The organism is Cupriavidus sp. P-10, assembly GCF_003402535.2.
Taxonomy (GTDB): Bacteria; Pseudomonadota; Gammaproteobacteria; order Burkholderiales; family Burkholderiaceae; genus Cupriavidus.
In genome coordinates this window covers 2,584,825-2,610,117 of sequence record NZ_AP025170.1, presented here as the reverse complement: position 1 = coordinate 2,610,117, position 25,293 = coordinate 2,584,825, and the positions used below count along the sequence as shown (strand labels likewise).

Below are 25,293 nucleotides of genomic sequence, written 5' to 3'. Positions count from 1 at the left end.
GTTGAGCTGAAGGTTGAGCTAACAACGTCCGCCCGCCGCTGCATGGTGCTGCATGGCGGTATCGATTGAAGCGACTGCTGAGTCGGTTTATGCGGCTTGCCATGCATGCTGCAATGCAGCAGACTGTGGCCATGCCTCAGGCACGGATTTCACAATACGCATCGGGTAGACCATGACAGAAGCAAAGGCGCACCGCATCGTCGTTGTCGGTGGCGGGGCAGGAGGGCTGGAACTGGTAACCAGGCTGGGCGACAAGCTCGGCAGGAAGGGAACGGCGCAAGTGGTCCTGGTGGACCGCCTGCCCACCCACATCTGGAAACCGCTGCTGCATGAAGTTGCCGCCGGCAGCATGGATCCCAACACGCACCAGCTCGAATACGCGGCACAGGCGCGCTGGCACCATTTCGAGTTCCAGCAGGGCGAGCTGACAAGCATCGACCGCACCAGCAAGACCATTGCGGTGTCGGCCTGCTACGACCAGGACGGTGCCGAGCTGCTGCCCGCGCGCGAGCTGCCGTATGACACGCTGGTGCTGGCGATCGGCTGCGTCACCCATTTCTTCGGCGTGCCGGGCGCCGCCGAACATGCCATCGCGCTCGATACCGTGGCGCAGGCGGAACGCTTCCGCAAGCGCCTGATCGCCGCCTGCGTGCGTGCCCAGAACGGGCGCGGGCGCATGGGCGAGGACGGCCGCCCGCGCGTGGACGTGGCCATCATCGGCGCCGGTGCCACCGGCGTCGAACTGTCGGCCGAGTTGCGCAACACCGCGCATGTGCTCAGCGCCTACGGCCTGCACCGTCTCGACCCGCGCCGCGACGTGCGCATCCATGTGATCGAAGCCGGCCCGCGCATCTTGCCGGCTTTGTCCGAGCGCGTCTCGGCCGAGACTGCCAAGCTGCTGCAGAAGCTCGATGTCGATGTCTTCACCAGCGAGCGCGTTACCGAGGTCACGCCGCAGGCGGTGCTGACCGCCAGCGGCAAGAACATCGATGCTGACCTGACAGTGTGGGCAGCGGGCATTACCGCGCCGCAGGTGCTGGCCACGCTGGGCCTGCCGACCAGCCGCCAGGGGCAGATCGTGGTCGGCCCGACGCTGCAGAGCGAGGGGGATCCCGACATCTTCGCCTTCGGCGACTGCGCCAGCTGCCCGTGGCCGGAGAAGCAGACCTCGGTGCCGCCGCGCGCGCAGGCGGCGCACCAGCAGGCGACCTTCCTCTACCAGGCACTGTGCGCGCGGCTCGAAGGCAAGCCGCTGCCGTCGTTCGGCTTCAAGGACTTCGGCTCGCTGGTTTCGCTGGGCCACTTCAGTGCGGTGGGCAGCCTGATGGGCGGGCTGATCGGCGGCTCGATGTTTATCGAGGGGCTGATGGCGCGCGTCATGTACACCTCGCTGTACCGGATGCACGTGATGGCGCTGCACGGCGCGGTCGGCATGGCGCTGGACACGGTGTCGCACTGGCTGCGCAGCAAGACCAGCCCGCGGGTGAAACTGCACTGAAGCTGCACTGAAAGAGCGCCGTGCAAGCATGAGCACGAAGCGTCATGTCTGCTTAGAATCGGTGGCTGGCGATTTTTGGCGCGCCAGCCACCAACGTTCCTGGAGACACGCATGCTCAAACCAGAAGTAGAAAGCCTCGTCCCCGGCCAGACCTTCGACCGCCGCGGCTTCGTCAAGACCGCGCTCGGTTCCGCCTTTGCCGCCGCCGCCTTGCCGGTGATGGCCCAGCAAGCCGTCAAGACCGATTTCGCCGGCCTGACCGCCGGCGAGGTCACGATTCCGTCCGGCGGCTTCAGCATGCCGGTCTACCGCGCCCAGCCGGAAGGCAAGAAGAACCTGCCGGTGGTACTGGTCATCAGCGAGATCTTCGGCGTGCACGAATACATCGCCGATGTCTGCCGGCGCTTCGCCAAGCTCGGCTACCTGGCGATCGCGCCCGAACTGTTTGCGCGCCAAGGCGACCCGCAGAGCTTCGGCTCCATCCAGGAGCTGCAGCGCGAGGTCATCGCCAAGACCCCGGACGCGCAGGTCATGGACGACCTCGACGCCGCGGTGGCCTGGGCCGGCGCCAATGGCGGCGACGTGTCGCGGCTCGGCATCACGGGGTTTTGCTGGGGCGGCCGCATCACCTGGCTGTTCGCGGCGCACAGCCGGCAGCTCAAGGCCGCCGTGGCCTGGTATGGCCAGCTGTCGCCCGAGCCGACGCCGCTCAAGCCGAAGAACCCGATCGACCTTGTCGGCCAGTTGCATGCCTCGGTGCTCGGCCTGTACGGCGGCAAGGACACCGGCATCCCGCTGGAACAGGTGGAGAAGATGAAGGCGGCGCTGGCGGCCTCGTCCGACCCGGCCGCCAAGGCCTCGCGCTTCGTCGTCTATCCCGAGTCGGGCCACGCCTTCCATGCCGATTACCGTCCGAGCTACCGCGAGGCGGACGCCAGGGACGGCTGGCAAAAGTGCCTGGCCTGGTTCAGGCAGCACGGCGTGGCGTGATGCTTTCGGGGTGACCCGGCCGACAGCAGGATTGCAAAGTCCCGGCGGATACGTACAATGCGGCCTTTGAGTTGTTGCAACATTGTTGCGTTAGCCGCCCGGCGCAATGCGGGTGGAACGGCGGAGCTGCTTGACCCGCGTAAGGGATGGCTGAAAGGCCGGCAGCGTCGCCACCTGGGAGCCCATCATCCATTCGACGCTTTTGTACATCCTGCTCGCCGCCACGATCTCGGGCGTGGGCAGCATCTTCGGGGCGGCGCTGCTGTCGCTGACCGTGGCGTCCCGCGTGGTCGAGCGCATGGTGAGCTTTTCGGTGGGCGTGCTGCTCGCCACCGCGCTGCTGCATTCGCTGCCGGAGGCGTTCGAGTCCGGCGCCGACCCTCGCGCGCTGTTCGGCACGCTGCTGGCGGGGCTGCTGGGCTTCTTCCTGCTGGAGAAGATCTCGCTGCTGCGCCACTCGCACCACCACGAGGGCGACGGGCACCACCACCACCACGGCCATGACCGCGAGGAGGCGGGGCGCAGCGGGCTGACCATCCTGGTGGGCGATACCTTCCACAATTTTGCCGACGGCATCGTGATCGCGGCGGCCTTCCTGGCCGACCCGCACATCGGCGTGGTCACCGCGCTGGCGATCGCCGCGCACGAGATCCCGCAGGAAGTGGGCGACTTCATCGTGCTGCTCAACGCCGGGTTCTCCAAGGCGCGCGCCTTTGCCTTCAACCTGCTGTCGAGCGTGGCCGCCCTCGCCGGCGGCCTGGTGGGGTACTTCCTGCTCGACGAGATGAGCGGCTGGATCCCGTACGTGCTGGTGATCGCCGCCAGCAGCTTCCTCTATATCGCCGTCAGTGACCTGATGCCGCAGATGCAGCGCAAGCCGCGCTGGCGCGAGTCGGCGATCCAGGTGGTACTGGTGGCGGCGGGGATTTCGGCGATCGTCTTTATCACCAACGGCGTGCACGAGCGGCACGGCCACGGGCACGGCAGCGCCGCGCCGGTGGCGTCATCGCACTGAGCGGGCGCTGGCGTCAGGCGCCGCCCGTCGCCACCGGTCGCGCCGGGTCGGCGCACCATTCGCTCCACGAGCCCGGGTAGAGCGCCGCGCCGCCCAGGCCGGCCGCTTCCAGTGCCAGCAGGTTGTGGCAGGCCGTGACCCCCGAGCCGCACTGCATCACCGCCTGCGCCGGCGCACGCTGGCCCAGCACCGCGCCAAATTCCGCTCGCAGCGTTTCCGGCGACTTGAAACGGCCCTCGGCGTCGAGGTTGTCCTTGAAGAAGCGGTTGGCCGCGCCCGGGATATGGCCTCCTACCGGATCCAGCGTTTCGTTCTCGCCGCGGAAGCGGTCGGGCGCGCGTGCGTCCACCACCAGCAGCGCGGCGCGGTCCAGGTTGTCGAGCAGCGCGGCGGCTTCCACTGTCGGCACCAGCGACTTGCGGCGCGCGACCTTGCCGGGGAATTCCGGCTCGGGAGCGGCATCATGTTCCAGCGGCAGGCCGGCCTTGACCCAGGCCTGTGCGCCGCCGTCGAGCACGGCCACCTCGTCATGGCCGATCCAGCGCAGCAGCCACCACAGGCGCGCGGCGAACATGCCGCCCTGCGCGTCGTAGGCCACCACCGGGGTGTCGTCTTCCACGCCCAGCGCCTGCAGCCGGGCGACGAAGTCGTCGGCGTCGGGCAGCGGGTGGCGGCCGTTGGAGCCGGTCTTGGGCCCCGACAGCTCGTTGTCCAGGTGCAGGTAGAACGCGCCTGGCAGGTGCCCGGTGTGGTAGGCCTCGCGGCCCGCGGCCGGATTGGCCAGGTCAAAGCTGCAATCGATCACGACGCAGCGGCCCGGGCCGGCCAGCAGCGCCTGCAGTGCGGTGACGGAAATCAGCGGTTTCTGCATGGGAATCCTGTAGCGAGCCAAAAAGTATGAGGGGGGGAAAAGCTTATCCGATGCTACACCTCTGGATGCACTTCCGCCTCGGGCGACTTGACCGGCGTGGCCGGCGTCGGCTTGGCGTCGGTGCCCTGGCGGGCGCGCATCAGCGTGGTGGCGATACCGCTGGCGATGATCAGCCCCATGCCCAGCCACGACAGCCAGTTGAGCTTGTCGGACCAGATCAGCATGCCCCAGATACTGGAAAAGACGATGCCGGCATACTGCAGGTTGGCGGTCAGCAGGGTGTTGCCGCGCTTGTACGCGCGGGTCATCGCGGTCTGGCCCAGCGTGGCCAGGATGCCGATGGCCAGCAGCAGGCCCGCGCCATACCAGGTGTGCGGGCTGACCCCGCTGAACAGCATCCACACCAGGCCGGCGACCATGCCGACCAGCGAGAAATAGAACACGATGCGGCCCTCGGGCTCGCCCAGCTGGCCGAGCTGGCGGACCTCGACATAGGCCAGCGCGGTAAAGACCCCGGAGATCAGGCCGACCAGGCCGCCGGTGAGCTGGTCCTTGCCGACCGAGGGCTGCAGCAGGCAGATCACGCCGGCGAACGACAGCAGGATCGCCATGACCAGGCGCCGGTCGGCATTGCCGGCGGTGCCGGCCAGGGCCGCGCTGGCACCAAGGATCAACGCAATCCACACCGGCGACATGTAGTTCAGCGTCATCGCCGTGGCCAGCGGCAGCAGCGTGATCGAGGTGAACCACAGCATCAGCGCGGTGACGCCGAATACGCTGCGCTTGATATGCGACAGCATGTACGGCGTGCGCACCGGCACGCCGCGCGACGACAGCAGCACCCACATGATGAGCACGCTGATCAGGCCGCGGTAGAACACGATCTCGCCCGTGGTGTACAGGTCAGATGCCAGCTTGACGCCTACCCCCATCAAGGAGAACGAGAAGGCGGCGAACAGCATCCAGAGCGATTGCATGGCGGGGGCGGGAGATGGGAAGGGGGTGGGAAGGGGGGAAGGTGTTGCGAGGGTCGTGCTCGTGCGCAAGGCGCGGTGGCCCGGCGTTGCGGAGCAATGATTCTATCAGCGCACATCGGGCCGCAAGGCAAAACGGACCGCCGTGGCGGTCCGTCTTTGCGCGAGCCGTGCGGTTATCGCGCTGGCCGGCGTATTAGCCAGAGTAAGACATGGCGCGGCGATACCACTCGTGGAAGTGCTGCATGCCATCTTCCATCGGCGACTGGTACGGCCCGACCTCGCTGGTGCCACGTTTCATCAGCGCCAGGCGGCCCGCGTCCATGCGTTCGGCGATCTCGTCGTCCTCGATGCAGGTTTCCATGTAGGCGGCACGCTCGGCCTCGACGAACTCGCGCTCGAACAGCGCGATTTCCTCGGGGTAGTAGAACTCCACCACATTGCGCGTCTTGCGCGGGCCCAGCGGGTGCAGCGTCGAGATCACCAGCACGTTCGGGTACCACTCCACCATGATGTTGGGGTAGTAGGTCAGCCAGATCGCGCCGTGCTTGGGCAGCACGCCGTTGTTGAAGCGCAGCACCGCGTCGTGCCATTTCTGGTACGTCGGGCTGCCGGGACGCTTCAGGCCGGCATGCAGGCCCACGGTCTGCACGCTGTGCCACTCGCCGAACTCCCACTTCAGGTCGTCGCACGAGACAAAGCTGCCGAGCCCCGGGTGGAACGGCACGACGTGGTAGTCCTCCAGATAGACCTCGATAAAGGTCTTCCAGTTGTAGTCACAGTCGTGCACCTCGACGTGGTCGAGCATGTAGCCGTCGAAGTTCAGGTCCTGCGCCACGCCGAGCCTGGCCAGGTCGGCGCGAACGTCGCGCTTGCCGTCGAACAGCAGGCCGTTCCAGTTCTGCAGCGGGGAGCGCTTCAGGTGCAGGCAGGGTTGCTGGTCGAAATGCGGCGCGCCGAGCAGTTCGCCCTTGAGGTCGTAGGTCCAGCGGTGCAGGGGGCAGACGATGTTCTGCCTGTTGCCGCGGCCATTGAGCATGATGGCCTGGCGGTGGCGGCACACGTTGGACATCAGCTCGACACCGGCGGCATTGCGCACCAGCATGCGGCCCTCGTCCTCGGCCTTGAGCGTGTGGTAGTCGCCGACCTCGGGAACCATCAGTTCGTGGCCGACGTAGCCCGGACCTTGCCTGAACAGCAGTTCCAGTTCTTGTTGGTGCAGCGCTTCGTCGAAGTAGACGCCGACGGGCAATTGCGTATCAGCCGGCGCCAACTTAAGCGCGGTGCTGAGATTGGACATTATCCCCACTCCCAGATGAACAGGTGAAAGCAGTGAACAACCCAACCATCGAAAATTGAATCGATTTGGGAAACACGGCCGGGGGTTGGAAGCATTCCATCGGGACCCCTGCGGCGAACGGGGGATTGTACCCGAGCCAAAAAGTTAAGGGCCTGATTTTTTTGCCTTTTTAGCGAAAAAGTCGACCCGGGTCGTCATCGGGGTGCCGTTCCGGGCGCATTCGTAAAGACGACCCGAGCGCACAAGTCACATATGCCCCGACAGCACTCCTTTGCCACTCCTTTGCGGTCCACTCGTGCATGCTCAAGGATGGGGCAAGCGCCGGCTTTGGCGTAAAATCCGGGCTTCCCCATCCGGGTTTTCCCCCGGCGCCATATTCTCAGGGCCCTACATGCCAAAGACGACGACCGCTGCGGTCCAGACCGAAGACACCACCATGGCCTCCGCGCCTCCTGCTTCCTATGAAGCGGCGATGGCCGAACTCGAGACCCTGGTGGCCAGCATGGAGAGCGGCGAACTTCCGCTCGAGGCCTCGCTGGCGGCTTACCGGCGCGGCGCCGAGCTGGTGCGCTACTGCCAGCAGAAGCTGGAGCGCGTGGAGCAGCAGGTCAGGGTGCTGGAAGGCGAGGTGCTGAAGCCGCTCGCCGGCGAAGGCAACGGGGCCAATGGTGCGCAGGGGGCGGACGAGGCATGACCGATTTCGCCCAATGGATGCAGGCGCAGGGCGCCCGTACCGAAGCCGCGCTGCAGGCGGCGTTGCCCGATGCCAACACCGTGCCCCATACGCTGCACGAAGCCATGCGCTATGCTGCACTGAGCGGTGGCAAGCGCGTGCGGCCGCTGCTGGTGCATGCCGCCGGCGAGGTCAGCGGGGCCGACCCCGCCGCCTGCGACGCCGCGGCCTGTGCGGTGGAGATGATCCATGCCTACTCGCTGGTCCACGACGACATGCCGTGCATGGACGACGACGACCTGCGCCGCGGCCGGCCCACCGTGCACAAGGCGTACGACGAGGCCACCGCGCTGCTGGTGGGTGACGCGCTGCAGACCCAGGCCTTCCTCGTGCTGGCCGGCGCCGAAGCGGTGACGCCCGCGGCACGGCTGAAGCTGGTGGCAGAGCTGGCCCAGGCATCGGGCTCGACCGGCATGGCCGGTGGCCAGGCGATCGACCTGCAGAACGTGGGCCGCGCCATGACGCGCGACGCGCTCGAGGCCATGCACCGGATGAAGACCGGTGCGCTGCTGCGTGCCAGCGTGCGCATGGGCGCGCTGTGTGGGGAAATCGACAGCAGCGGCCTGGCCGCGCTGGACAAGTATGCAGCGGCGGTGGGATTGGCGTTCCAGGTGGTTGACGATATTCTGGACGTCACCGCGGATACCGCCACGCTGGGCAAGACCGCCGGCAAGGACGCCGCGCACGACAAGCCGACCTATGTGTCGCTGATGGGGCTGGCAGCGGCGCGGGACCTTGCCGGGGCGCTGCGCACCGAGGCGCATGCGGCGCTGGCCGGGTTCGGCAGCCGCGCGGCCCGCCTGGCCGACCTGGCGGACCTGATTGTGCTGCGCACACACTGAAATGACGAGCCGGACGAAAGAAACCGGCGGCCGAACGGAAATCATGACCTACGCACTCCTCAAGAAGATTGACGCCCCCGCAGACCTGCGCAAGCTCGACCGGCGCGAGCTCCAGACGCTGGCGGATGAACTGCGCGCCTATGTGCTGGAGTCGGTCTCGCAGACCGGCGGCCACCTGTCTTCGAACCTCGGCACGGTCGAGCTGACCATCGCGCTGCACTACGTCTTCAACACCCCTGATGACCGGGTGGTGTGGGACGTGGGCCACCAGAGCTACCCGCACAAGATCCTGACCGGGCGCCGCGAGCGCATGGGCACGCTGCGCCAGTGGGGCGGTATTTCGGGTTTCCCGCGCCGTAGCGAGAGTGAGTACGACACCTTCGGCACCGCGCATTCGTCGACCTCGATCTCGGCCGCGCTGGGCATGGCACTGGGCGCGCGCACGCTGGGTGAGAAGCGCGTCTCGGTGGCAGTGATCGGCGACGGCGCCATGACCGCGGGCATGGCTTTCGAGGCGCTGAACAACGCCGGCGTGTACAAGGACCTGCCGCTGGTGGTGGTGCTCAACGACAACGACATGTCGATCTCGCCGCCGGTGGGCGCGCTGAACCGCCATCTGGCGCGGCTCTTGAGCGGCCAGTTCTATGCGGCCACCAAGAAAGGCATCGAGAAGGTGCTTTCGGTGGCGCCGCCGGTGCTGGAATTCGCCAAGCGCTTCGAGGAACACGCCAAGGGCATGATGGTGCCGGCGACGCTGTTCGAGGAATTCGGCTTCAACTACATCGGCCCGATCGACGGCCACGACCTGAATTCGCTGGTGCCGACGCTGCAGAACATCCGCGAGCGCGCGCTGGAAGGCGCCGGCCCGCAGTTCCTGCACGTGGTCACCAAGAAGGGCCAGGGCTACAAGCTGGCCGAGGCCGACCCGATCCTGTACCACGGCCCGGGCAAGTTCAACCCGGCCGAGGGCATCCGCCCGGCGGCCAAGCCGGCGCGCAAGACCTACACCCAGGTGTTCGGCGAATGGCTGTGCGACATGGCTGCCGCCGACAAGCGGCTGGTTGGCATTACCCCGGCGATGCGCGAGGGCTCAGGCATGGTCGAGTTCGAGAAGCGCTTCCCGGATCGTTATTACGATGTCGGCATTGCCGAGCAGCACGCGGTGACCTTCGCCGGCGGCCTGGCCTGCGAAGGCCTGAAGCCGGTGGTGGCGATCTACTCGACCTTCCTGCAACGCGGCTATGACCAGCTGATCCACGACGTGGCGCTGCAGGACCTGCCAGTGGTGTTCGCGCTGGACCGCGCCGGCCTGGTCGGCGCCGACGGTGCCACCCACGCGGGTGCCTACGATATCGCCTACCTGCGCTGCATCCCCAACATGATGGTGATGACGCCGTCGGACGAGAACGAGTGCCGCCAGCTGCTGACCACGGCGTTCCACCAGGATTGCCCGACCGCGGTGCGCTATCCGCGCGGCTCCGGCCCGGGCGCGGTGATCGCCGCCGAACTGGCCAGCGTGCCGGTCGGCAAGGGCGTGGTGCGCCGCGAAGGCGCGGCGCGCGCCGGCCAGCGTGTCGGCTTCCTGGCCTTTGGCTCGATGCTGCATCCGGCCCTGGGCGCCGCCGAGGCGCTGGATGCGACCGTCGCCGACATGCGCTTCGTCAAGCCGCTCGACGTGGAGCTGGTCAAGCGCCTGGCCGCCGAGAACGACTTTCTGGTCACGGTGGAAGAGGGCAGCGTGATGGGCGGCGCGGGCAGCGCGGTGCTCGAAGCGCTGGCCGAAGCCGGCATCGATGTCCCGGTGCTGGTGCTGGGCCTGCCCGACCGCTTCGTCGACCATGGCGACCCGGCCTACCTGCTGCAGCAATGCGGGCTGGATGCGGCCGGCATCGAGCGTTCGGTGCGCGAGCGCTTTGGCCTGGACCAGCCCAAGGTTACGGTCGCTTCGCGCGTGGCCTGACCGCTGCCGGCGTGTTCCTGGCGGGTGGCTGAGATCACCCGCGCAGGCTAAGGGGATTCGGCCCTCGGCAACGAGTGCGTCCGAATTCCCTTAAACTCCCCTTTTTTGTGTTCGCAGCTGCGGGTCGGCGCGCCCAGTGCCGGGTCCCGTGGTTTCACACTCGTTGCGCGGCTTGGATGGACTGCGAAAATGCCGCGACCGTAAGGACCTGTGCCAATCGCTCAACCGCTGGCGCAGCCCTGGAGGAAACCGTAGATGAATGACATCAATCCCGCCTTCGTGATGCCCGACGTCCAGTCGAGCGTCGACACCCGCCAGATCCCCATCCAGCGCGTCGGTGTCAAGGGCGTGCGATATCCCGTGACCCTGAAGACCCCGACCGGCATCGTGCCGAGCGTGGGCACGTTTAACCTCGACGTGCACCTGCCGGCGGACCAGAAGGGTACGCATATGTCGCGTTTCGTGGCGCTGCTGGAAGAAGAGCGCGCGCCGCTGGAGCTGGCCAGCTTCCGCCTGCTGCTCGACAAGATGCTCGAAAAGCTGGAAGCCGAGGCGGGCCGCATCGAGGTCACCTTCCCGTATTTCATCAGCAAGATCGCGCCGGTGTCCGGCGTGCAGTCGCTGCTGGACTACGAAGTCACGCTGACCGGAGAAGTGCGCAACGGCCGGACGCGCGTGTTCCTGAAGGCGATGGTGCCGGTGACCAGCCTGTGCCCGTGCTCGAAGAAGATCTCGCAGTACGGCGCGCATAACCAGCGCTCGCACATCACGATGGACGTGGAGCTGGCCGACGAGCTGCCGGTGGAAGCGCTGGTGCGCATGGCCGAGGAAGAGGCGTCGTGCGAACTGTGGGGGCTGCTCAAGCGTCCCGACGAGAAGTTTGTCACCGAGCGTGCGTACGAGAACCCCAAGTTCGTCGAAGACCTGGTGCGCGACATCGCGATGCGGCTGAATGCGGATGACCGCATCGCGGCCTATGTGCTGGAGGCGGAGAACTTCGAGTCGATCCACAACCACAGCGCGTATGCGGTGATCGAGCGGGACAAGCGGGTGAACTGATCCCCTCGGTTGCGGAAACCGTCGCTGATACGAAAAAGCCACCGCATGCGGTGGCTTTTTCTTTGGCGAGAAAACTGTCAGGCCGCGGACGGCAGCCGGATATCCGCCAGGTCCCACCTCGGCGTCACGCCATAGCCATACTCGCGCCGGGCCAGTTCCGGCGCGGCCTGCAAGCGCATCGCGCCGGCAAACGCAATCATCGCGCCGTTATCGGTGCAGAACGCCAGGTCCGGGTAATAGACGTCGATCCTGCGTTGCCTGCCGAGCTGGTCCAGCCGCTCGCGCAACTGGCGGTTGGCACCGACGCCGCCCGCCACCACCAGCCGCTTGTGGCCGGTCTGCTTCAGCGCCGCGAACGACTTGGCCGCCAGCACATCGACGATCGCATCGACAAAGGCCCGAGCCAGGTTGGCCCGATCCTGCTCGCAGGTATTGGACAGCTTGCGGGTTTGCGTCAGCACCGCGGTCTTCAGCCCCGCGAAGGAAAAATCGAGGTTGCCTGAATGCAGCATCGGCCGTGGCAGCGCGAACGCGCCCGGCGTGCCGAACTCGGCCAGCCGCGACACTTCCGGCCCGCCTGGATAACCCAGGCCGAGCAGCTTGGCGGTCTTGTCGAAGGCCTCGCCCGCGGCGTCGTCCAGGGTCTCGCCCAGCAGCGTGTAGTCGCCAACGCCGCGCACATCCATCAGCTGGGTATGCCCGCCCGACACCAGCAGCGCCACGAACGGGAACGGCGGCGGCTCGCGCGTCAGCAGCGGCGACAGCAGGTGGCCCTCCAGGTGGTGGACGCCGAGCATCGGCACATTCAGCGCGAAGCCCAGCGCATTGGCCACCGAGGCGCCGACCAGCAGCGCGCCGGCAAGGCCCGGTCCCTGGGTAAAGGCGATGGCGTCGATGTCCTTGCGGGTGCGGCCGGCGTCGGCCAGCACCTGTTCGAGCAACGGCAGCACACGGCGGATATGGTCGCGCGAGGCGAGTTCGGGGACCACGCCACCATAGTCGCGGTGCATGGAGATCTGCGAATGCAGTGCATGCGCCAGCAGGCCGGCCTCGGTGTCATAGAGGGCCAGCCCGGTTTCGTCGCAGGAAGATTCGATGCCGAGGACAAGCATGAGGAAGAAGCTGAAGGCCGCCGCAACGGGGCGAAACGGCCGTTGAAACAACAGGTTGCAGGAAGCGCGCAGGGTAGCACACCGGCGCGGCGCGTGCTTTTCGCTACAATCTGCCCTTTCTTGAGCGGTGGCAACAGATGGATTGGCGAGGCAAGCAATGAGCGGGGCGACGGGAACCCGGACGGGCCGGTATGACGTGGCCGTGCTGGGCGCGGGCGCGGCCGGCATGATGTGCGCCGCCGTCGCCGGCCAGAACGGCGCCAGCGTGGTGCTGGTCGATCACGCCACCAAACTGGCCGAGAAAATCCGCATCTCCGGCGGTGGCCGCTGCAACTTCACCAACCTGCAGGCGGGTCCGGCCAACTACCTGTCGTCCAATCCTCATTTCTGCCGTTCGGCACTGGCCCGCTACACGCCACCGGACTTCCTCGACCTGATGCGCCGCCACGGCATCGCCTGGCATGAAAAACATCGCGGCCAGCTGTTCTGCAACGACAGCGCCGAAGACGTGATCGCCATGCTGCGCGCCGAATGCGACACAGGCCGCGTACGCTGGCAGGCGGGCTGCTCGGTGACGGAAATCCGCCGCGAGGGCGATGACTTCCTGTTATTGACCTCCACCGGCACGGTGCGCGCTGGCGCGCTGGTGGTCGCCACCGGGGGGCTGTCGATCCCCAAGATCGGCGCCACCGACTTCGGCTACCGCATCGCGCGCCAGTTCGGGCTGGGCATCGTTGAAACCCGGCCGGCGCTGGTGCCGCTGACCTTCGACGGCAAGGACTGGGCCCCGTTCGCACCGCTGGCCGGCGTGTCGCTGGAAGTGGACATCGCCACCGGCAATGGCAAGACGGCCGGCGCGTTCCGCGAAGACCTGCTGTGGACCCACCGTGGGCTGTCCGGCCCGGCGGTGCTGCAGATTTCAAGCTACTGGAAGCCCGGCACGCCGATCGCCATCGACCTGTTCGACGGCGAAGACGCGGCGGACTGGCTGCTGGAGCAGAAGGGCGGCAGCCGCAAGCACCTCGGCAACCTGCTGGCGCAGCGGTTGCCGTCGCGGCTGGCCGACGCGTGGTGCGCGGCCGCCGGCGTCGATGCCACCATGCCGCTGCACGATGTCACGGACAAGGCGCTGCGCAAGCTTGGCGCATCGCTCAACGACTGGCGCATCGTGCCGTCGGGCACCGAAGGCTATCGCAAGGCCGAGGTGACGATCGGCGGCGTCGATACGCGCGCGCTGTCCTCTGCGACGATGATGGCGCGCGAGGTGCCGGGGCTCTACTTCATTGGCGAAGTGGTCGATGTCACCGGCTGGCTGGGCGGCTACAACTTCCAATGGGCCTGGGCGTCTGCCGTTGCGGCGGGCAAGGCGGTAGCGGAGGCCAGCCGCAGCGCCGCCGCGGGGCAGTCAGTGGCCTGAGAGCCGGTCTGTTTGAGCCAGGGCGTCGTTTTCCAAGTGTACGCTGCGCGCCACTTCCGGGCTCCGGGCTTGGTGCTACAATCCAGAGCTTCGTAAAGCCGCTATCCCGAAAATCGAAGCTGTACTGACCGGGCCTTGCGCTTGCACCAACCCGCTGTGGCGCACGCTTCGGCGGGTTTTTGCGTTATGGGCCTTGCAGCGAGCGGCTCCCGCCGCCACCTGTGAGTGTCCGCCCACTTTCTGGAAGATCACGATGTCCCTCAAAGCCCGTATCAGCGAAGACATGAAGAACGCCATGCGCGCCCGCGAAGCGGAGCGCCTCGGCACCATCCGCCTGCTGCTGGCCGCGATCAAGCAACGCGAGGTCGACGAGCGCACGGAGCTTGACGATACCGCCGTGCTGGCCGTGGTCGAGAAGCTGATCAAGCAACGCAAGGACTCGATCTCCCAGTTCCAGCAGGCCGGCCGCAATGACCTGGCCGACAAGGAACTGGCCGAAGTCGAGGTGCTGAAGATCTATATGCCTGCCGCGCTGTCCGAGGCCGAAGTCGCCGCCGAGGTCCAGCAAGCAGTGGCCGCCACCGGTGCCGCCGGCCCGCAGGACATGGGCAAGGTCATGGGCGTGCTCAAGGGCAAGCTCGCCGGCCGTGCGGACATGACTGCCGTGTCGGCGCTCGTCAAGGCGGCGTTGGCTCCGAAGTAAGTGCTGATTTAATCAGATATTGGTGTGATGCATGCCGGATCGCTGGGATTCGGCGTAAATGCACGGAGTTGATAACATCGCGGGCGGGCTGAGCGCGCTGCACTACAATATTCCGATAGCAACCGGGCGTCGCACCGGTCACGCATTCCTAGAAATTGCCTCCCGTCGCGGGACGGCCAAGCCTCAGGACGGTCAGTCGGGTGATTCCGCAATCCTTTATTCAGGACCTGCTCAACCGTGTCGACATTGTCGATGTGGTGGGCAAGTATGTGCAGCTGAAGAAGGGCGGCGCGAATTTCATGGGGCTGTGCCCCTTCCATAACGAGAAATCGCCGTCTTTCACGGTCTCGCCGACCAAGCAGTTCTACCACTGCTTCGGATGCGGCGCGCATGGCTCGGCCATCGGTTTCCTGATGGAGTACTCCGGCCAGTCCTACCCGGAGGCGGTGCGCGAACTGGCCCAGTCGGTCGGCATGACCGTGCCGGAAGAGCGCGATCGCCTGCCGCCTGGTCAGCGCGCCGAACAGCAGGCCCGCTCGGTGGCGCTGTCCGACGTCATGAGCCGCGCGACCGACTTCTACCGCCGGCAGCTGCGCACCGCGCCGCAGGCGATCCAGTACCTGAAGGGGCGTGGGCTGACCGGCGAGATCGCCGCGCAGTTCGGCCTGGGCTATGCGCCCGATGACTGGCAAGGGCTGGAAACGGTGTTCGGCAGCTATCGCGACGACAATATCGCCGCGCCGCTGGTCGAGGCCGGCCTGCTGATCGAAAGCGACAAGCGCGACCCCGACGGCAAGCCGCGGCGCTACGACCGCTTCCGCGACCGCATCATGTTCCCCATCCGCAACACCAAGGGGGCCGTGATCGGCTTCGGCGGCCGCGTGATGGGGCAGGGCGAGCCAAAGTACCTGAACTCGCCCGAAACCCCGTTGTTCAGCAAGGGCACCGAACTGTACGGCCTGTTCGAGGCGCGCCATGCGATCCGGGAAACCGGCTACGTATTGGTGGTCGAAGGGTATATGGATGTCGTGGCACTGGCCCAGCTCGGTTTTGCCAATGCCGTCGCTACCCTTGGCACGGCGTGCACGCCCGTGCACGTGCAGAAATTGCTGCGCCAGACCGACGCGGTGGTGTTCTCATTCGACGGCGATGCCGCCGGCCGCCGCGCGGCGCGGCGGGCACTCGAAGCCTGCCTGCCCCACGTGGCCGACAACAAGACCATTCGCTTCCTGTTCCTGCCGGCCGAGCACGACCCCGACAGCTATGTGCGCGAAGAAGGGACCGAGGCCTTTGCCACCCAGGTGCGCAATGCCATGCCGCTGTCGCGCTTCCTGCTGCAATCGGTGACCGAGGAACTGGACCTGCGCCAGCCCGAGGGCCGCGCGCGCGCCCAGTACGAGGCCAAGCCGCTGCTGCAGGCGATGCCCGCCGGCGGCCTGCGGCTACAGATCGTGCGCGAACTTGCCGATGCCACGGGTACGACACCTGCCGAGATCGAAGCCATCTGCGGCCTGCGCAGCGACCCGGCCCGTGTGGGCCGTTTCGAGAAACCGCGCCCGCGCGCGCGGCGGCAGGCGCCGACGGGCCTGGAGCAGCGCGTGATCCAGCTGCTGATGTGCTACCCGGCGCTGTCGGCGCGGCTCGACGACGATGCGCGTGCCTTGCTGCTGGACGGCGAGGGCGGCATGGGCGGGGAGAGCGAAGTGCTTTCTCACCTGGTGTCGGCGTGCGACGGCCTGCAGGGCGAGGTGAATTTCGCGGCATTCAGCGAGCAGCTGGCCCAGTCGCCCTATGCCGAGGTATATGCGGGCGCGCGCACCGCCGTGCTGAAGGAAGAGATTGAAGAGGAGCCTGCCACACACGAGTTCGATGCCGCCATCACCAAGCTGCTGGCCGAACCGTTGCGGCGTGAACTCGACATGCTGCAGGCCGAAGTGGTGGCAGGGACCGCGGATGAGGCGGCCAAGCAACGCATGCGCTGGCTGGTGGGGGAGATCCACCGGCGGCGTCAACTTGGCTGAGGCGTCGCGGCGCAACGGCTATCAACCGGGAGGCAGTATCAGGCGTTGGATGGAGGTCTAGGCCGGCATCGCCGAGCTTAAGCCTTGATTTTTCAGGTGAAAACCTCACCTGACAGGAAGCCGGCTATCCGTGGCGTGCTACAATAGCCGGTTTGGATTGCGAAATCTTTCTTCCCAGTTCTGGTGAAAGTGAGCGTGCCAATGGCAAAGGCCAAAGCAACCGAAAAGGTTACAACGAAGGCTCCCCAATCAGGGAGCGGCAAGGCGTCTGCGAAAACGACGGCGGCGAAGACATCGACCGCGCCAGTCAAGACACCAGCCCGGTCTGCGCCATCCAAGTCAGTGCGTAGCGCGCAAGCGCCCGCCGTGACGACTCCTGCCAGGACTCGCACATCCAAAGAAACACAGGCCTCGACTTCGGCACGCGAGGGCGCCAGTACGAGCGGCAAGGTTGCCGTGTCTGCACCAGTGAAAGGCAAGAGTATCACCGTGGCGAAACAGCAGAATACCGAAGTCGAGAGCAAGCGAGCGGCAGCAGCCGGCGCCAAGAGCGGAGCCGCCAAGGCGGACAGCACCGCAACGGCATCCAAGGCACGCACCGCGACCCCTGCATCCGTTGCATCCGAGCGTCCCGCTGCCCCGGCAATCAAGCCGGAGCCGAAAAAGCGCGGCCGCAAGCCCAAGGCCGAGATGCAGCACGACGACAGCACAACAGACGACGTGACTGAAGAGTTTTACGAGAACGAGCGCGCCGCGACGCCCGCAGCCGCGCCGAAGACCGAAAAGCAGAAAGCCAAGGACCGCAAGGCCAAGGAAAAGGCCCTGCTCAAGGAGTTCGCCTCGACCCAGCAGGGGACCGAAGAGGAGCTCGAGCTGCGTCGCCAGAAGCTCAAGGCGCTGATCAAGCTCGGCAAGTCGCGCGGCTACCTGACCTATGCGGAAATCAACGATCACCTGCCGGACGACATGGTCGATTCGGAAACGATCGACACGCTGGTCGCCACGCTGAACGACATCGGCATCGCTGTCTACGAACAGGCGCCGGATGCCGAGACGCTGCTGCTCAACGACAACGCGCCCTCGGCCACCAGCGAGGAAGAAGCCGAGGAAGAGGCCGAGGCGGCCCTGTCCACGGTGGACTCCGAGTTCGGCCGCACCACCGACCCGGTGCGCATGTACATGCGCGAAATGGGCACGGTCGAGCTGCTGACCCGCGAAGGCGAGATCGAGATTGCCAAGCGCATCGAAGCCGGCCTGAAGGACATGGTGATGGCGATCTCGGCGTGCCCGGTCACCATTTCCGAGATCCTGGCCCATGCCGAGCGCGTGGCCAACGACGAGATCAAGATCGACGAGTTCGTCGACGGCCTGATCGATCCGAACGCCGACGAAGCACCGGAAGCGCCCTCGGCACCGGCTGCAGCGTCCGACGACGAGGACATCGAGTCCGACGACGACGAGGAAGCCGACGAGGAAGAAGACGACGAAGGCGATGCCGGCGCCGGTGCTTCCGCGCGCCAGCTGGAAGAGCTGAAGCAGAACGCGCTGGAAAAATTCCGCGTGATCGCCGAGCAGTTCGACAAGATGCGCCGTGCCTTCGAGAAGGAGGGCTACAAGTCCAAGCCTTACGTCAAGGCACAGGAAGCCATCCAGGCCGAGCTGATGAGCATCCGCTTCACCGCCCGCAATGTCGAGCGCCTGTGCGACACGCTGCGCGGCCAGGTGGATGAAGTGCGCAAGCTCGAGCGCTCGATCCTGAATATCGTGGTCGACAAGTGCGGCATGCCGCGCTCTGAATTCGTCGCCCGCTTCCCGGGTAACGAGACCAACCTCGAGTGGATCAGCACCGTGGTGGCCGACGGCAAGGCCTACAGCGGCATCGTCGAGCGCAACGTACCGGCCGTACATGAGCTGCAGCAGAAGCTGATCGACCTGCAGTCGCGCGTGGTGCTGCCGCTGAAGGAACTGAAGGGCGTCAACCGCAAGATGGCCGAAGGCGAGCGTCGTGCCCGCGAAGCCAAGCGCGAGATGACCGAGGCCAACCTGCGCCTGGTGATCTCGATCGCCAAGAAGTACACCAACCGCGGCCTGCAGTTCCTCGACCTGATCCAGGAAGGCAACATCGGCCTGATGAAGGCGGTGGACAAGTTCGAATACCGCCGCGGCTACAAGTTCTCGACGTACGCCACGTGGTGGATCCGCCAGGCCATCACGCGCTCGATCGCCGACCAGGCACGCACCATCCGTATTCCGGTGCACATGATCGAGACGATCAACAAGATGAACCGCATCTCGCGCCAGATCCTGCAGGAAACCGGTAATGAGCCGGATCCGGCAACGCTGGCCGAGAAGATGGAGATGCCGGAAGACAAGATCCGCAAGATCATGAAGATCGCCAAGGAACCGATCTCCATGGAAACGCCGATCGGTGACGACGACGACTCCCATCTGGGCGACTTCATCGAGGACACCAACACGCTGGCCCCGGCCGAAGCGGCGCTGCACGGCTCCATGCGCGACGTCGTCAAGGACGTGCTGGACTCGCTGACGCCGCGTGAAGCCAAGGTGCTGCGCATGCGCTTCGGCATCGAAATGAGCACCGACCACACGCTGGAAGAGGTCGGCAAGCAGTTCGACGTCACGCGTGAACGGATCCGCCAGATCGAGGCCAAGGCACTGCGCAAGCTGCGCCACCCGAGCCGCTCGGACAAGCTGAAGAGTTTCCTGGAAGGCAACTAAACGCTTCCAAGGGCCTCTAGCTCATGCCTGGTTAGAGCAGCGGACTCATAATCCGTTGGTGCCGTGTTCGACTCACGGGAGGCCCACCAATGCTGTCAAAAAAGGGGTTACGGTGAATGCCGTAACCCCTTTTGCGTTGTTGCGTTTGCTTTGCCGCGAGCGTTTCCGGCGGCAGCGCACCGCTCGTCGAGGTGAACGGCGCGATCCCTGGGGGAACCTCGGCCCGCCTAACGATGGACTAAGGTATTCGGAGGCGACTTGTTCGCTGCCGTTCGCAACCGTTCAACCCGACGAGGAGTCAGATCCATGCCTTATATCGACGGATTCTTGCTGGCCGTGCCGCAGGCCAATCGCGAAACCTATCGCCAGGTGGCGCAGAAAGCCGCTGCGGTATTCAAGGAGCACGGCGCGCTGAAGGTGGTGGAATGCTGGGGCGATGACGTGCCGGAAGGAAAGGTTACGTCCTTCACCATGGCGGTCAAGCGCAAGGATGACGAAGCGGTGGTGTTTTCCTGGATCTTGTGGCCGTCGCGTGAAAAACGCGACACCGGCATGAAGGCAGCAATGGAAGACCCGCGCCTGAAGGAAGGGATGGACCCGATGCCGTTCGATGGCCAGCGGATGATCTACGGCGGCTTCGAGGTGATTGTCGACGCCTAGGGCGCCGGGAGGGCGCCGAAGGGCGCCGATTAACGCAGGGCCAGCAAACACCGCGCCGGCGTGGCGGCGCGGTGCCCGGGCAAATTCAGATCAGATTAGGTGGAAGACCATGCTGAGGGCGATCGCGCCGCCAACGGTTTCCACTGCTGCGAGGGCAAGAAGGTTCTTCAGTACGAATGCGTCTTCTTTTTTCGTCACCATGGTCTGTCTCCCGGTTATTGGAATCGTCTTGGTGCTCCATCGACTGCGGCGTTACGCCGCGTTGGCTTTGCCCTGTCAATGTGATACCAGTAGACCGCATGCGCGGCGGGACGGGAAGCTGGCGGAAACCCGCTCGGAGAAAACCCCGATTCCAGGGCCGGAAGGCGCGAGTGATGATTGACAGGCTTTACAGGCAGCGTCAGGCGCGCCGCCGCCGGCGCTAGGTTGCCGGCCGCTCAAAAACCCGCATTTGGGTGATGTGGGCCGCGGCGCGATCAGCCAAGATCACTGCGTGGGTAATCGGAAGGTTGCCCCGCTACCACTTAAGCCCCGCTGCCCTCCCCGGCACGCGGGGCTTTTTCCATTGCGAAGCGGCTGGCGTTCGCGATTCCATGCAGGCACAAGCCGCCCCCGATGAGGAGGCGAGACAAGAACCGGAGACAGCGATGAAGGTGATCACCGCACGCGAAGCAGCCGCCCTGGTGCGGGATGGCTGGACCGTGGCCAGCGCGGGGTTTGTCGGCGCCGGCCATGCCGAGGCCGTGACCGAGGCGCTGGAGCAGCGCTTCCTGCAAAGCGGCCTGCCGCGCGACCTGACGCTGGTGTATTCGGCCGGGCAGGGCGACCGCGGCGCGCGCGGCGTGAACCACTTCGGCAATGCCGGCATGACCGCCAGCATCGTCGGCGGCCACTGGCGCTCGGCCACGCGGCTGGCGACGCTGGCAATGGCGGAGCAATGCCAGGGCTACAACCTGCCGCAGGGCGTGCTGACGCACCTGTATCGCGCCATCGCCGGCGGCAAGCCCGGTGTGATGACCAAGATCGGCCTGCACACGTTTGTCGATCCGCGCACCGGCCAGGACCCGCGCTACCACGGCGGCGCGGTCAACGAGCGCGCGCGCCAGGCGCTGGCCGAGGGCAAGGCGTGCTGGGTCGAGGCGGTTGACTTCCGCGGCGACGAATACCTGTTCTATCCCAGCTTCCCGATCCATTGCGCGCTGATCCGCTGCACCGCGGCCGATGCGCGCGGCAACCTGAGCACGCACCGGGAAGCCTTCCACCACGAGTTGCTGGCGATGGCGCAGGCCGCGCACAACTCGGGCGGCATCGTGATCGCGCAGGTGGAAAGCCTGGTCGATCATCACGAGAACCTGCACGCCATCCACGTGCCCGGCATCCTGGTGGATTACGTGGTGGTCTGCGACAACCCCGCCAACCACCAGATGACGTTTGCCGAGGCCTTCAATCCGGCCTACGTCACGCCGTGGCAGGGCGAGGCCGCCGCTGCCGCCGTGGAAGCGGCTTTGGTGCCGGCCGTCGGCGGGGCGCTCGACGCGCGCACCATCGTCCAGCGTCGTGCGGCGATGGAGCTGGCCCGGCGCGCGCCGCGCGTGGTCAACCTCGGCGTCGGCATGCCGGCGGCGGTCGGCGCGCTGGCGCACGAGGCCGGGCTGGGTGGCTTTACGCTCACGGTGGAGGCAGGCCCGATCGGCGGCACGCCTGCCGACGGGCTCAGCTTCGGCGCCTCGGCCTATCCGGAAGCGGTGGTCGACCAGCCGGCGCAGTTCGACTTCTACGAGGGCGGCGGCATCGACCTGGCCATCCTCGGGCTGGCCGAGCTCGATGGCCACGGCAACGTCAATGTCAGCAAGTTCGGTGAAGGCGAGGGCGCTCTGATCGCGGGCGTGGGCGGCTTTATCAACATCACGCAGAGCGCGCGTGCCGTGGTCTTCATGGGCACGCTTACGGCGGGCGGGCTGGAAGTCCGCGCCTGCGATGGCCAGCTGCAGATCGTGCGCGAAGGCCGCGTCAGGAAGATCGTGCCGGCGGTCTCGCACCTGAGCTTCAACGGCCCGTACGTGGCATCGCTGGGCATCGCGGTGCTGTACATCACCGAGCGCGCGGTGTTCGAGATGCGCGCGGGCGATGACGGCGAGCCGCGCCTCACGCTGGTCGAAATCGCGCCCGGCGTTGACCTGCAACGCGACGTGCTCGACCAGTGCGCCACGCCGGTGGCAGTGGCGCCGGACCTGCGCCAGATGGATGCGCGGCTGTTCCTGGCCGGCACCATGCGGCTGTAGTTGCGCTTGCAGTTGCGCCTATAGATGCGCCTGTAATGCGCTTGTACTTGCCTGTAATTCCGCATGAGCGCGGACTACAGGAAACGGGGGCGGTGATCCAGGATCACGGCATGCGCGTCGATTGAATCACCTGGTGCCGCTGCGCGGCCGTTCGCTGGAAAGCTCAATCAGGCCGGCTGCTGCACAGGCTGGGCCGGCTGGCCAATCGGCAGTGCCGGCACGGGCAGCGCGGCAGCCAGGCCCAGAAACTGGCTCGAAGTGCGCAGGAACTGCTGGCAGGTCTGGCGGAATTGCTCGAAGTCCATAATGGTCTCGGTGGTCGGAGGGTGGCGTCCGCGTGGCCGGTCGGGGCTGGCCTTGTCCATGGCGCCGCCGGCATCATCCATCGCCGATGTGACAGTTTCTTGAAAACCGCCCGGCCAGGCCGCGCACTGTCGCGGCGCTCGCACGCCCGCGCCAAGCTGGTCACTGTGCTGGCAGAAATGCTAAAATTTAAGTCTTTGATTCTCTTGGCCAAAAGCTGCAAGCTCTCTTTAAGCGGCATGGCCGCGCCGGCGCCCCTCCGGTGCCAGCCGAGAACCAGGGCGAGATGAGTTCCAGACGCGTATCCGTTTGTGCCGGGTTCGCCTCCCGCCAGACACCGATACCCATGACCACTACGACCGCACCAGAACCCACCACCGCAGGGCAGACCGCGGTGCAAACCTTCGAAAGCTTTGGCCTGGACGCGCGCATCCTGCGTGCCTTGTCCGACCAGGGCTACACCACGCCCACGCCGATCCAGGCGCAGGCCATTCCCGTCGTGCTGCTCGGCAAGGACGTGATGGGCGCCGCGCAAACCGGCACCGGCAAGACCGCCGGCTTCGCGCTGCCGATCATCCAGCGCCTGCTGCCGCTGGCCAACGCCAGCGCCTCGCCGGCACGCCACCCGGTGCGCGCCCTGATGCTGACGCCCACGCGTGAACTGGCCGACCAGGTCTACGACAACGTTGCCCGCTACGCCCAGCACACCGACCTGCGCAGCACGGTGGTGTTCGGCGGTGTCGACATGAACCCGCAGACCGATGCGTTGCGCCGCGGTGTCGAGATCCTGGTGGCCACGCCCGGCCGCCTGCTCGACCACGTGCAGCAGAAGTCGGTGAACCTGTCGCAGGTGCAGATGCTGGTGCTGGATGAAGCCGACCGCATGCTCGACATGGGCTTCCTGCCGGACCTGCAGCGCATCATCAACCTGCTGCCGGCGCAGCGCCAGACGCTGTTGTTCTCGGCGACGTTCTCGGCGGAAATCAAGCGGCTGGCCGCCAGCTACCTGAAGCAGCCGGTCACCATCGAGGTGGCGCGCAGCAACTCGACCAACGAGAACGTGCGCCAGATGGTGTACCAGGTCGAAGATGGCCACAAGCAGGCGGCGGTGGTGCACCTGCTCAAGCAGCGTGCCGACCAGGGCCTGTCCCGCCAGTGCATCGTCTTCGTCAACAGCAAGATCGGCTGCTCGCGCCTGGCACGGCACCTGGAGCGCGAGGGCATCAATGCCTCCGCGATCCACGGCGACAAGACCCAGACTGAGCGCATGCAGACGCTGGACGGCTTCAAGAGCGGCACCATCGACGCGCTGGTCGCCACCGACGTGGCGGCGCGCGGGCTCGATATCCCCGACATGCCGTGCGTGATCAACTTCGACGTGCCGTACAGCGCCGAGGACTACGTGCACCGTATCGGCCGTACCGGCCGTGCGGGTGCCAGCGGCGATGCGCTGTCGATCTACGTGCCTGGCAATGACGAGCGCCTGCTGTCCGATATCGAAAAGCTGATCAAGCGCAGCATCCCGCGCGGCAAGCTGGAAGGCTTTGACCCGACCGGCGAGAAGTCGCGCCAGGACGAAGCCGAGCGCCGCCGCCAGCGCGGCGACCTGCGCCGCGCGCGCGGCAACGGCGAAGGCGAGGAGCGCCCGCGCCGCCACGAGCACAGCGGCAGCCGCCAGGTGTTCCGTCCTTCCGACGATCCGTTCTTCTCGCGTCCGTACGAGCCCAGCGCCAGCAGCTCGCAGGTGAAGCCGTCGGAGGAAATCGCCGCCGCGCTGAGCCGTGGCCGCCAGGCTCCCAAGCGTCCGGTCGCGGCGCTGCTGGGCGGCGTGCCGCGCAAGTCCTGATCCGGCGGCCCGCCTGATCGGGCCTGATGCGGCCTGCGGCTCAGGCTCAGGCTCAGGCCGCCGCCATTCGCTGGCGCCAGTCCTCCGTTGCGCGCGCCAGCCAGTCCTGTACATTCCCTTCGTTGTTCGCCAGGCCCAGGTGCATGCCGGCCTGGCGCAGCGCCTCCAGCGGCGCGCCGGTGTCGATCGCCTGTGCGCCGCTCTGCTTGCTCAGCTTTTCCCCGATCTCGTTGACCACCACCGGCACATGCAGGTAGCTCGGCGTGGGCAGGCCCAGCAGTTGCTGCAGGTGGATCTGGCGCGGCGTGGAGTCGAGCAGGTCGGCCCCGCGCACGATATGCGTGATGCCCTGCAGCCCGTCATCCACCACCACCGCCAGCTGGTAGGCCCATAGCCCGTCGGCACGGCGCAGCACGAAGTCGCCCAGCTCGGTTTCCAGGTCCTGGCACTGACGGCCCTGCCAGCGGTCGTGGAAGCAGATCGTGGCGGCCGGCCCATCCGGCACGCGCACGCGCCAGGCGCGCGGCAGCTTGCCGTTCAGGCCGTGGCGGCAAGTGCCGGGGTAGCCCAGCGTCTGGTGCCGCTCCCGCACGTGCACAAGCGAATCGGCAATTTCCTTGCGCGAGCAGCCGCAGGGGTAGAGCTGCCCGGCGGCGTCGAGCTGGCGCAGCGCTTCGGCGTAATGCACCTCGCGCCGGCTCTGCCACACCGGCGGCTCGTCCGGCGCCATGCCCAGGCGCTCCAGCGTCTGCAGGATGTCTTCGTCGGCGCCGCGCACGCAGCGCGGCATGTCGATGTCTTCGATGCGCACCAGCCACTGGCCGCCGTGCGCGCGCGCATCCAGCCAGCTGGCCAGCGCGGTGACCAGCGAGCCCATATGCAGCGGGCCGGTCGGCGAGGGGGCAAAGCGGCCGCGGTAGCCGGCCGCCGAGGCAAACATTGCAGCCGTCACTGCCATGCGGAGGCCC

The 25,293-nt window shown here is 66.6% G+C and carries 21 protein-coding genes and 1 tRNA gene; 15 read left to right on the top strand and 7 right to left on the bottom strand.

Going from position 1 to position 25,293, the window contains the following annotated elements:
• Positions 1–172: 172 nt before the first annotated feature.
• The 3 genes from CTP10_RS12030 to CTP10_RS12020 all read left to right on the top strand — a co-directional run bounded on the left by CTP10_RS12030 (position 173) and on the right by CTP10_RS12020 (position 3,503).
• Positions 173–1,498, top strand: a complete 1,326-nt coding sequence (locus CTP10_RS12030; protein WP_116320859.1) for an NAD(P)/FAD-dependent oxidoreductase — start codon at positions 173–175, stop codon at positions 1,496–1,498.
• A gap of 111 nt (positions 1,499–1,609) precedes the next feature.
• Positions 1,610–2,488 (top strand): dienelactone hydrolase family protein, encoded by an 879-nt coding sequence (locus tag CTP10_RS12025; protein ID WP_116320860.1) that lies wholly within the window; start codon positions 1,610–1,612, stop codon positions 2,486–2,488.
• Between the two features lie 202 nt (positions 2,489–2,690).
• Entirely contained in the window at positions 2,691–3,503 is an 813-nt protein-coding gene (locus tag CTP10_RS12020; RefSeq protein ID WP_233528196.1) for a ZIP family metal transporter, read from the top strand.
• A gap of 13 nt (positions 3,504–3,516) precedes the next feature.
• Here the strand turns inward: CTP10_RS12020 and CTP10_RS12015 are convergent, their stop codons facing one another.
• The 3 genes from CTP10_RS12015 to CTP10_RS12005 form a co-directional block, all read right to left on the bottom strand.
• Complete coding sequence (locus tag CTP10_RS12015) at positions 3,517–4,374, bottom strand: sulfurtransferase (protein ID WP_116320862.1); 858 nt, start codon at positions 4,372–4,374, stop codon at positions 3,517–3,519.
• 53 nt (positions 4,375–4,427) lie between these two features.
• Complete coding sequence (locus CTP10_RS12010) at positions 4,428–5,351, bottom strand: DMT family transporter (protein ID WP_116320863.1); 924 nt, start codon at positions 5,349–5,351, stop codon at positions 4,428–4,430.
• Positions 5,352–5,544: 193 nt separating this feature from the next.
• Entirely contained in the window at positions 5,545–6,648 is a 1,104-nt protein-coding gene (locus CTP10_RS12005) for an aromatic ring-hydroxylating oxygenase subunit alpha (RefSeq protein WP_116320864.1), read from the bottom strand.
• A 391-nt stretch (positions 6,649–7,039) separates the two neighbouring features.
• Between CTP10_RS12005 and CTP10_RS12000 the strand changes: the two genes are divergently transcribed.
• From CTP10_RS12000 to folE2, 4 genes are all read left to right on the top strand, one after another.
• Positions 7,040–7,342 carry an exodeoxyribonuclease VII small subunit gene (locus tag CTP10_RS12000; RefSeq protein WP_116320865.1) on the top strand — a complete coding sequence of 101 codons (303 nt, stop codon included), beginning with the start codon at positions 7,040–7,042 and terminating at the stop codon, positions 7,340–7,342.
• Positions 7,339–8,223, top strand: coding sequence for a polyprenyl synthetase family protein (locus CTP10_RS11995; RefSeq protein ID WP_116320866.1), 885 nt, complete (start codon positions 7,339–7,341; stop codon positions 8,221–8,223). The genes CTP10_RS12000 and CTP10_RS11995 overlap by 4 nt, the downstream gene beginning before the upstream one ends.
• Positions 8,224–8,266: 43 nt before the next feature.
• Complete coding sequence (gene dxs, locus CTP10_RS11990; RefSeq protein WP_116320867.1) at positions 8,267–10,183, top strand: 1-deoxy-D-xylulose-5-phosphate synthase; 1,917 nt, start codon at positions 8,267–8,269, stop codon at positions 10,181–10,183.
• A 255-nt stretch (positions 10,184–10,438) separates the two neighbouring features.
• A complete protein-coding gene (folE2, locus tag CTP10_RS11985) occupies positions 10,439–11,242 on the top strand; it encodes a GTP cyclohydrolase FolE2 (RefSeq protein WP_116320868.1) in 804 nt (267 codons plus the stop codon).
• 77 nt (positions 11,243–11,319) lie between these two features.
• On the opposite strand, the gene tsaD is transcribed toward folE2, so the two are convergent.
• Positions 11,320–12,354, bottom strand: a complete 1,035-nt coding sequence (tsaD, locus tag CTP10_RS11980) for a tRNA (adenosine(37)-N6)-threonylcarbamoyltransferase complex transferase subunit TsaD (RefSeq protein WP_116320924.1) — start codon at positions 12,352–12,354, stop codon at positions 11,320–11,322.
• Between the two features lie 157 nt (positions 12,355–12,511).
• On the opposite strand from tsaD, the gene CTP10_RS11975 reads away from it, so the two are divergent.
• The 3 genes from CTP10_RS11975 (at position 12,512) to dnaG (ending at position 16,495) form a co-directional block, all read left to right on the top strand.
• On the top strand, positions 12,512–13,771 hold the full coding sequence (locus tag CTP10_RS11975; protein WP_116320869.1) for an NAD(P)/FAD-dependent oxidoreductase: 1,260 nt from the start codon (positions 12,512–12,514) through the stop codon (positions 13,769–13,771).
• Between the two features lie 253 nt (positions 13,772–14,024).
• Positions 14,025–14,474, top strand: a complete 450-nt coding sequence (locus CTP10_RS11970) for a GatB/YqeY domain-containing protein (protein WP_116320870.1) — start codon at positions 14,025–14,027, stop codon at positions 14,472–14,474.
• Positions 14,475–14,674: 200 nt separating this feature from the next.
• A complete protein-coding gene (gene dnaG / locus CTP10_RS11965; protein ID WP_116320871.1) occupies positions 14,675–16,495 on the top strand; it encodes a DNA primase in 1,821 nt (606 codons plus the stop codon).
• Positions 16,496–16,587: 92 nt separating this feature from the next.
• On the opposite strand, the gene CTP10_RS11960 is transcribed toward dnaG, so the two are convergent.
• Positions 16,588–16,944, bottom strand: coding sequence for a hypothetical protein (locus CTP10_RS11960; protein ID WP_063241761.1), 357 nt, complete (start codon positions 16,942–16,944; stop codon positions 16,588–16,590).
• Between the two features lie 19 nt (positions 16,945–16,963).
• Here CTP10_RS11960 and rpoD point away from each other — a divergent pair, with 19 nt between their 5' ends.
• The 4 genes from rpoD (at position 16,964) to CTP10_RS11940 (ending at position 22,176) form a co-directional block, all read left to right on the top strand.
• A complete protein-coding gene (gene rpoD / locus CTP10_RS11955) occupies positions 16,964–19,234 on the top strand; it encodes an RNA polymerase sigma factor RpoD (RefSeq protein WP_199414625.1) in 2,271 nt (756 codons plus the stop codon).
• A gap of 10 nt (positions 19,235–19,244) precedes the next feature.
• Positions 19,245–19,323, top strand: a tRNA-Ile gene (locus CTP10_RS11950).
• A 217-nt stretch (positions 19,324–19,540) separates the two neighbouring features.
• Complete coding sequence (locus CTP10_RS11945) at positions 19,541–19,894, top strand: DUF1428 domain-containing protein (protein ID WP_116320873.1); 354 nt, start codon at positions 19,541–19,543, stop codon at positions 19,892–19,894.
• Positions 19,895–20,541: 647 nt separating this feature from the next.
• Positions 20,542–22,176, top strand: coding sequence for an acyl CoA:acetate/3-ketoacid CoA transferase (locus tag CTP10_RS11940; RefSeq protein ID WP_116320874.1), 1,635 nt, complete (start codon positions 20,542–20,544; stop codon positions 22,174–22,176).
• Positions 22,177–22,343: 167 nt separating this feature from the next.
• Here CTP10_RS11940 and CTP10_RS11935 read toward each other — a convergent pair whose 3' ends face one another.
• A complete protein-coding gene (locus CTP10_RS11935; protein ID WP_147316222.1) occupies positions 22,344–22,541 on the bottom strand; it encodes a hypothetical protein in 198 nt (65 codons plus the stop codon).
• Between the two features lie 284 nt (positions 22,542–22,825).
• Between CTP10_RS11935 and CTP10_RS11930 the strand changes: the two genes are divergently transcribed.
• Complete coding sequence (locus tag CTP10_RS11930; RefSeq protein WP_199414626.1) at positions 22,826–24,325, top strand: DEAD/DEAH box helicase; 1,500 nt, start codon at positions 22,826–22,828, stop codon at positions 24,323–24,325.
• 52 nt (positions 24,326–24,377) lie between these two features.
• On the opposite strand, the gene gluQRS is transcribed toward CTP10_RS11930, so the two are convergent.
• Positions 24,378–25,283 carry a tRNA glutamyl-Q(34) synthetase GluQRS gene (gluQRS, locus tag CTP10_RS11925; RefSeq protein ID WP_116320876.1) on the bottom strand — a complete coding sequence of 302 codons (906 nt, stop codon included), beginning with the start codon at positions 25,281–25,283 and terminating at the stop codon, positions 24,378–24,380.
• Positions 25,284–25,293 lie beyond the last annotated feature (10 nt).